Origin of the sequence: Streptomyces sp. T39 (genome assembly GCF_008042045.1) — a bacterium.
GTDB lineage: Bacteria > Actinomycetota > Actinomycetes > Streptomycetales > Streptomycetaceae > Streptomyces.
On record NZ_RDBP01000012.1, the window covers coordinates 247,003 to 255,146 of the forward strand.

The following is an 8,144-nucleotide window of genomic DNA, read 5'->3' on the forward strand; positions in this document are numbered from 1 at the left end:
GTTTCGCGGCGCTGGCGACGGCCCCGGTGGCGATGCCCGCCGCCGCTCTCCTGGCGCATGWGGGTCGGGAGCGGGGGCCGCGGGCCCGACCGGCCGGGCCACGGCCGCGCGGCAGCCGGGCCCGGGCGGAACCTCCGGCCGCGGGTCTGCGGGGAACGGAGCGGGCGGGGTGCCCGAGTCCGGTGGGGGCGGGGTCATGGCCGGACTCGATTGCGCAGGTCGGCGAAGCGCCGGTCGCCGATCCCGTTGACCTCGCGCAGTTCGTCGACGGAGCGGAATCCACCGACCCGGGTGCGGTGGTCGACGATGTGCTGGGCGAGAACCGGGCCCACACCGGGCAGCGTCTCCAATTGCGCGGCCGTGGACGAGTTCAGGCTGATGGGCGGCGCGGGCGCCCCGCCGGCGGCAGGGCCGCCTGAAGCCGGGTCGCCCGCGGCGGACACCACGCCCTGGACGCCGACCACCACGTGTTCCCCGTCCGTGAGGACACGCGCCCGGTTGAGGCCGGTGAGGTCGGTGCCGCGCTCCGCACCCCCGGCCGCTGCCAGGGCGTCCTCGACCCGCGCCCCGGAGGGCAGCCGCAGGACGCCCGGCCGGCGCACCTTGCCGCTGACGTCGACGACGATGCGCGTGTCGGATGCCGGTGGCGTCGTGGCAGGCCCCGGAGTGCCCGGCGGCGGGTCCGGTGCGACGGGGAGCTCCTGCGCCGCCTCGGCCGCGCCGTGCGCGACCACCTCAGGCGCCGTCACGTGGTGCGGACGGCCGCTCCAGAAGTGCTGGGCGGCAAAGAGGGCGCCGGCCACGAGGACGACCAGCAGGGCGGCGAGCGTGCGGGGTTCCAGACCGCAACGCAGCCGGAACCAGAGCGGCAGCCGGCTTCGCGCCGCCGCCCACCACGACCGGGGCGCACCCGGCGACACGTCGCCGTCCTCGGGCGCGGGCGCCGCATCCGGGGTGCCGCCGCCCGGCCTCCTCCCGGTGGCGGCCGGCTCCAGCGGGCCGGAGATCCGGGCGGCGGCACCCCGGGAAACGCCGCCCGCACCCGCACCACCACCGGAACCCGCACCCGCCGCCGGGGCGGGCCTCACGCCCGCGCCCACGCCCGGCCCGGTGGCTCCGGACGCCACCGCCCCGGCACATGGACGCGGCAGGAAGAGCGCGTCCGCCCTGCGGCGCACGGCATCGGCCGCGCCGTCCGCCGGCCTGGCCGGGGGCCGGCCGGGTGGACCACCCGCCCCCGTGCCGCGCCCGTGCGGGGCGGAAGCGGCGCCGAGGCTCTCGTCGTGCGGGTCGTCCGCGCTCCGGGCTCCGCCGCCCCTTGGGGCGCGATGGCGACCTGTCGGGCCCCGCAGAGGGCTGTGCAGACGCGCACGGCCGGTCCTGTGGCGCGTGCGCCCGTCCGAGGCCGCGCCGCGGCCGGGTCCACTGGTTGCGGAAGGTGATCGAAGCATCATGATCAGGACGGTAGGCACGTCCGTCTGAACCTGCTGAAAGCTCCCCATTCCCGTGGACAGGGCACCTGTTGTGGACAACTCGGTCACTCGGACGAGTGACCGCCCTCGCAGCGATCCCTCGAGCACCGCCCGGAGGCTGGTGCGGATGCCGGCCGGGCGACCTTCCGCGACGCGCTCAGCGGGAGGAGACCACGACCCCCAGCAGGCCCGGCCCGGTGTGCGCCCCGATCACGGCGCCGATCTCGCTGACGTGCAGCGCGGCCAGCCCGCCCACCCGTTCCCGCAGCCGCTCCGCCAGAGCGGCGGCGCGCTCGGGCGCCGCCAGGTGGTGCACCGCGATGTCCACCGGCGAGGAGCCGGCACGCTCGACCGCGATCTCCTCCAGCCGGGCGATCGCCCGCGACGCGGTACGCACTCGTTCCAGGGGCTCGATCCGGCCGCCCTCCAGCTGGAGGAGGGGCTTCACGGCGAGCGCCGAGCCGAACAGGGCCTGCGCGGCCCCGATGCGTCCGCCCCGGCGCAGGAAGTCGAGGGTGTCGACGTAGAAGTACGCCGACGTCCCCGCGGCGCACTTCTCCGCCGCCGCCACCGCCTCGTCCAGCGAGCCGCCGGTCCCGGCCGTCTCGGCCGCGGCCAGCGCGCAGAAGCCGAGGGCCATGGCGACCATGCCCGTGTCCACCACCCGGACCGGCAGCGGCGCGTCCTTCGCCGCGAGCACCGCCGCGTCGTAGGTGCCGGAGAGTTCCGCCGAGAGGTGCAGCGAGACGATGCCGGTCGCCCCGGACTCCGCGCAGGCCCGGTAGGCCTCGGCGAACGTCTCGGGGCTCGGCCGCGAGGTCGTCACCGACCTGCGCTTCTGCAGCGCGGCGGCGAGCGATCGTGCCGAGATCTCGGTGCCCTCCTCCAGGGCCTGATCCCCGAGGACGACGGTCAGCGGCACCGCGGTGATGCCGTGCCGCTCCATCGCCGGCGTCGGCAGGTAGGCCGTTGAATCGGTGACGATCGCGACATGGCGGGACATGAGCGGGAGGTTACCCCCAGGGGCTCGGGTGAAGCAGCCCCGCCCCCTCCGCAGGGCGAAGGCGCCGCCGGCGGCGGGCCCCGGCGGATCCGTCCGACGGCGCTCCGCAGGTCAGCGGTGCCCGGCCGGTCTCAGTTCGTCGTCTCGGGGCGGGCCGACTTCTGCCAGGTGTAGGTCATGTGCTGCCGCGGGTCCCGCGCGGTGATCGCCTGCGGCTGGTCGGCCCCGGGCCGCGGCGCGTCGCCGGTGTCACCCGCGTCGCCGCCTCCACCGGCCGGCGCCTCCGCCTGGCCTGCCGCCGCCTGCTCCTCCTCGGACCGTCCCGCGGTCGGCCACGACACGGGCTCCGCGGCCCGCGGCCCGGACGCTGCCGGGGCGGACGACGCGGCGCCGCGGCCCGTTGCGCGCTCCCCCGGGGGCTCCTCGGTCCAGTGCCGCAGCGCGCCCGCCTCCATGTCGATCTGCGAGCTCAGCAGTTCGAGGTCGTCGTCGGCGAACCGCTGCGCCCGGTCCCTGGCCGCCCAGCGCAGGGAGTCGGAGGCATGGGTGATCTGCACGGTGCGCTGACGCAGACCCGGCAGCATCGACGACACCGTCGCCCGGTCCGGTTCGCGTTCGAGGCGCTTCAGTTCGCCGTCCAGTTCGTGTCCGTGGGCGCTCAGGCGGCGGAAGAGGGCCAGCGACTCCGACAGCGAGGCGTCCTCCGGGGCGCCCGCGTCCAGGGCGTCCTGGGTGGCCCGCATGGAGGTCCTCAGCGACAGCCTCAGCTGCGCCAACTCGCCTGCCACGCCACCCTGGCCGTAGCTCTTGGCCCGGAGCGTGGTCTCCTCGACGGTGCGCCGCGCCTGGGTGACCGTCCGTTCGACACCGCGCTTGGCGGCGCCCACGACTTTCACCCCTACGTACACCCCGAGGGTGACGAAGGCGAGGAAGAGCACCGCCAGCATCCAGATGACGGCTTCCATGAGCGCCCCTTCGGCCTCGAATCCGGTCGTCGGACCCCCGTGCCCGCGTGTGCGGGACATCCCCGCCCACCCGTGCACAGTGGTCCTCCCACGGTAAACGGAAAGGGCAGGCCGAGGGTTCCGCCGGAACCCCCAACCTGCCCGTAGGGGACAGCCCCCAACCCTTCCGCGGCCCGGCCCCGCCGGGCCGGTGCGGGCCGGCGTGGCCGGCCTCGCACCGGGGCGAGCGGTCAGATCACGATGTTGACCAGCTTCGGCGCCCTGACGATCACCTTGCGGATGGCGGCGCCGCCCAGCGCGGCGACGACGGCGGCCTCGCCCAGGGCCAGCGACTCCAGGTCGGCGTCGCCGATCGACGGCGGGACCTCCAGGCGGGCCTTGACCTTGCCCTTGATCTGCACGACGCAGGTGACGGTCTCGTCCACGACGTAGGCCGGGTCGGCGACCGGGAAGGCCGCGTGCACGACCGAACCGGTGCGGCCCAGCCGGTGCCACAGCTCCTCGGCGATGTGCGGGGCCAGCGGCGCGATCAGCAGCACCAGGGCCTCCGCGACCGGCCGGGACAGCGGGGCCGCCGTCTTGGTCAGGTGGTTGTTCAGCTCGGTGATCTTGGCGATCGCCGTGTTGAACCGCATCGCCGCCAGGTCCTGGCCGGCGCCGTCGATCGCCTTGTGCAGGGCGCGCAGCGTGTCCTCGTCGGGCTCGGTGTCCACGACGGTGGTCTCGCCGGTCGCCTCGTCGACGATGTTGCGCCACAGGCGCTGCAGCAGGCGGTACTGGCCGACGACCGCGCGGGTGTCCCAGGGACGCGACACGTCCAGGGGGCCCATGGCCATCTCGTACAGCCGCAGGGTGTCCGCGCCGTACTCGGCGCAGATCTCGTCCGGCGTGACGGCGTTCTTCAGGGACTTGCCCATCTTGCCCAGCTCGCGCTTGACCTGCTCGCCCTCGAAGAAGAACGCGCCGTCGCGCTCCTCGACCTCGGTGGCGGTCACCGGGAAACCGCGGCTGTCGCGGTACACGTACGCCTGGATCATGCCCTGGTTGAACAGCTTGTGGAACGGCTCGGCGGACGAGACGTGCCCCAGGTCGAACAGGACCTTGGACCAGAACCGCGCGTACAGCAGGTGCAGGACGGCGTGCTCGGCACCGCCGACGTACAGGTCGACGCCGCCGTGCGGCATTCCTTCGCGCGGGCCCATCCAGTACTGCTCGACGGACGGGTCGACCAGCTGCCGGTCGTTGTGCGGGTCCAGGTAGCGCAGCTCGTACCAGCACGAACCGGCCCAGTTGGGCATGGTGTTGGTCTCGCGGCGGTACTTCTTCGGGCCGTCGCCCAGGTCCAGGGTCACGTCGACCCAGTCGGCGTTGCGCGACAGGGGCGTCTCGGGCCGGGTGTCCGCGTCGTCCGGGTCGAAGGTGCGCGGCGAGTAGTCCTCGACCTCCGGCAGCTCCAGCGGCAGCATGGACTCGGGCAGCGCGTGGGCGACGCCGTCCTCGTCGTAGACGATCGGGAAGGGCTCGCCCCAGTACCGCTGCCGGCTGAACAGCCAGTCGCGCAGCCGGAAGTTGATGGTGCCCTCGCCGACGCCCTTGGCGACCAGCCACTCGATGATGCGGCTCTTGGCCTCGGCGACGCCCAGCCCGTTCAGCGAGATCTCGTCGTTGGCGGAGTTGATCGCCGGGCCCTGTCCGGTGAAGGCCTCGCCCTCCCAGCCCTCGGGAGGCTGGACGGTGCGGATCACCGGCAGGCCGAATGCCTCGGCGAACTCCCAGTCGCGCTCGTCCTGTCCGGGGACGGCCATGATCGCGCCGGTGCCGTAGCCCATCAGCACGTAGTCGGCGACGAACACCGGCACGCGCTCGCCGGTCACCGGGTTGACCGCGTAGGCGCCGGAGAAGACGCCGGTCTTGTCCTTGTGCTCGGTCTGCCGCTCGACGTCGCTCTTGGTCTGCGCCTGCTTGCGGTAGGCGGCGACGGCCTCGGCGGGGGTTGCGGCGCCACCGGTCCACCGGTCCGGGACGCCGGCGGGCCACTCGGCGGGCAGGATCGAGTCGATCAGGCCGTGCTCCGGGGCCAGCACCATGTAGGTGGCGCCGAACAGGGTGTCGGGCCGGGTGGTGAAGACGGTGATCGCCGCGTCGCCGGGGCCGTCGACGGCGAAGTCGACCCGCGCGCCCTCGGAGCGGCCGATCCAGTTGCGCTGCTGCAGCTTGATGGCCTCGGGCCAGTCCAGCGCGTCCAGGTCGTCCAGCAGGCGGTCCGCGTAGGCGGTGATGCGCATGTTCCACTGGCGCAGCTTGGACTTGAAGACGGGGAAGTTGCCGCGCTCGGACCGGCCGTCCGCGGTCACCTCCTCGTTGGCCAGGACGGTGCCCAGCCCGGGGCACCAGTTGACCGGGGCCTCCGAGGCGTACGCCAGGCGGTACTCGCCCAGGACGTCGGCGCGCTCCGGTCCGCTCAGCTCGCTCCAGGCGCGGCCGCCGGGGACCTCGCGGGAGCCGTCCTCGAACGCGGCGACCAGTTCGGCGATGGGCCGGGCCCGCTTCGCCTCCGTGTCGTACCAGGAGTTGAAGATCTGCAGGAAGATCCACTGGGTCCAGCGGTAGTACCCAGGGTCGATCGTCGCGAAGGAGCGGCGCTTGTCGTGCCCCAGACCCAGCCGGCGCAGCTGGGCGGTCATGTTGACGATGTTGGCCTCGGTGGAGACCCGGGGGTGCGTGCCGGTCTGCACGGCGTACTGCTCGGCCGGCAGGCCGAAGGCGTCGAAGCCCAGGGTGTGCAGGACGTTGTGCCCGGTCATGCGCTGGTGGCGGGCGTAGACGTCGGTGGCGATGTAGCCCAGGGGGTGACCGACGTGCAGTCCCGCACCCGAGGGGTACGGGAACATGTCCATGATGAACTTCTTGGGACGGGCGACGACGGCCGGGTCTCCGGCCAGGTCACCGGTCGGGTTGGGCGCCTCGTACGTCCCCTCGGCGTCCCAGGCGTCCTGCCAGCGTGCCTCGATGTCGGCGGCCATGGCCGCCGTGTAACGATGTTGGGCTGCTGCCTCGGCAGCAGAGTTCATATCGCTCATGATCCTTTAAAGCTCCATCGATCGTCTCTGCCGGCTGCCGCGACTGCCGCTGATCCATACCAGTGGGAAATGAAAAATCCCCTCGCACAGGAGGGGACGCCGCGCTGATTCCGACGGCTTCTTTCCTTCGTCGGGACTGATCAGCGCGGCTCGCTAAGCAGAAGGCGTACGGCACGCATGGCGTCAGGGTACCGCAGGCGGCGAACGCCCTGCATTCGGCTTCCGCCGCCGGGCTCCGCCGCTGCCCGGGACCGCTCCCGACCGGCGCCGGAGGAGGGCCGGACGGCCTCGTGGTGATCTTGCCGTTGAGGTTACTCCGCGTATCAACCGTATCCAGGGCAAGCCAAGAACGCGCTGTCAGCCCTTCACCTCGGATAACTGCGAAACCTCGTACTGAGCAGTATGGGCCGACCTAGAGTGCGTCAACGGGACCGCTTTCCCGCACCATTCGGAGTCGCCCCATGAACCCTCGTCTCACACGGCGTTCGTCGCCGGACGCCGGCCCGGCACTCAGCCGCCCGGTGCAAGGCGGCCTCTACGCGGCCGCGTTGATCCTCGTTCCCGTCCTCGCGATCGGAGGCAGTGACAGCTTCCGTGCCGCCCTCGACTTCACCACGGGGGTCCTCTCCCTGGTGTCGCTGACCGCATCCGTCGCCTGGGGGCTGCTCGCCACCGACCGGCTCCTCCTCTCCCCGCGTCACCGGCTGCTCGCCCAGGGCATCCACCGGACCACGGCCGTCGCCTCGCTCGGCTTCCTGCTGCTGCACGCGACCGTGAAGGTGTCCCTCGGGCACGTCTCGCTGATCGGCGCCCTGATTCCGTTCGGCCTGGGGGTGACGGGCACGTCGGCACTGATCGGGTTCGGCTCGCTGGCCGGCTTCCTGATGGTCGTCGCCGCGACCACCGGCGCCCTGCGCAGCGCGCTGGCGGGCAACATCCGGGTCGCGGGCCGCTGGCGGCCGCTGCACATGCTCGCCTACCCGGCGTGGTGCTTCGCGCTCGTCCACGGCCTGTACGCGGGCCGTCCCGCGGCCACCTGGGTGACCACCATGTACTGCCTGGCCCTCGCCGGCGTCGCGACCGCGGTGTCGGTCAGGCTGCTGCCCCGGCCCCTGCAGCGGCGGGTCGCCGGCACCATCGTGTCCCTGACCGGCGGGGGCGTCCGTCCGCCCGCCGCGGAGGAGCAGGCCCAGCGCGACCTGCGCGTCTCGCCCCTGCCGGGCGCCGGGACGATGAACGGTTCGGGCCGTCCGCCCGTACCCGCTGGCATGGACCGTATGGACCGCGTGAACGGCGGGCCCGCGCAGCGCCCGTACGAGGAGGACGCCCAGGCCCTCCTCGGGCGGACGCGCCCGCAGCCTCCCCGGCTCGCAGCGCCCTCGCCGCCGCTGTACGAGGCCCCGCCGCCCGAGGAGGCGCCGGTCGTGGCACCGGGCGGGCGTGCCCCGGGACGGGCCCCCGGCATGGCCGCCGCGTACCGCGCGGTCTCGCGGGCCGGGGAGCAGACCGCTCCGCTCGCCGAGCGGGTGCCAGGCAGTACATGGTGGTCACCCAGGTGGCCGCGGGACGGCCCGCGTACAGGCCGTGGACGAGCGCGAAGCACCACGCCGGGTAGGCGAGCATG

Annotated in this window: 5 protein-coding genes; 1 reads left to right on the forward strand and 4 read right to left on the reverse strand. The window is 73.6% G+C overall.

Features of this window, described 5'->3' with window-relative positions; translation table 11 throughout:
* Positions 1–194: 194 nt before the first annotated feature.
* From EAO77_RS41005 to leuS, 4 genes are all read right to left on the reverse strand, one after another.
* Entirely contained in the window at positions 195–920 is a 726-nt protein-coding gene (locus tag EAO77_RS41005) for a ComEA family DNA-binding protein (protein ID WP_315986070.1), read from the reverse strand.
* A 709-nt stretch (positions 921–1,629) separates the two neighbouring features.
* Complete coding sequence (locus EAO77_RS02005; RefSeq protein WP_147986412.1) at positions 1,630–2,475, reverse strand: DegV family protein; 846 nt, start codon at positions 2,473–2,475, stop codon at positions 1,630–1,632.
* A 131-nt stretch (positions 2,476–2,606) separates the two neighbouring features.
* Positions 2,607–3,440, reverse strand: a complete 834-nt coding sequence (locus EAO77_RS02010) for a hypothetical protein (RefSeq protein WP_147986413.1) — start codon at positions 3,438–3,440, stop codon at positions 2,607–2,609.
* 230 nt (positions 3,441–3,670) lie between these two features.
* Positions 3,671–6,520 carry a leucine--tRNA ligase gene (gene leuS, locus EAO77_RS02015; protein ID WP_147986414.1) on the reverse strand — a complete coding sequence of 950 codons (2,850 nt, stop codon included), beginning with the start codon at positions 6,518–6,520 and terminating at the stop codon, positions 3,671–3,673.
* A 461-nt stretch (positions 6,521–6,981) separates the two neighbouring features.
* On the opposite strand from leuS, the gene EAO77_RS02020 reads away from it, so the two are divergent.
* On the forward strand, positions 6,982–8,144 hold a 1,163-nt coding region (locus EAO77_RS02020), incomplete at its 3' end, for a hypothetical protein (RefSeq protein ID WP_261993770.1).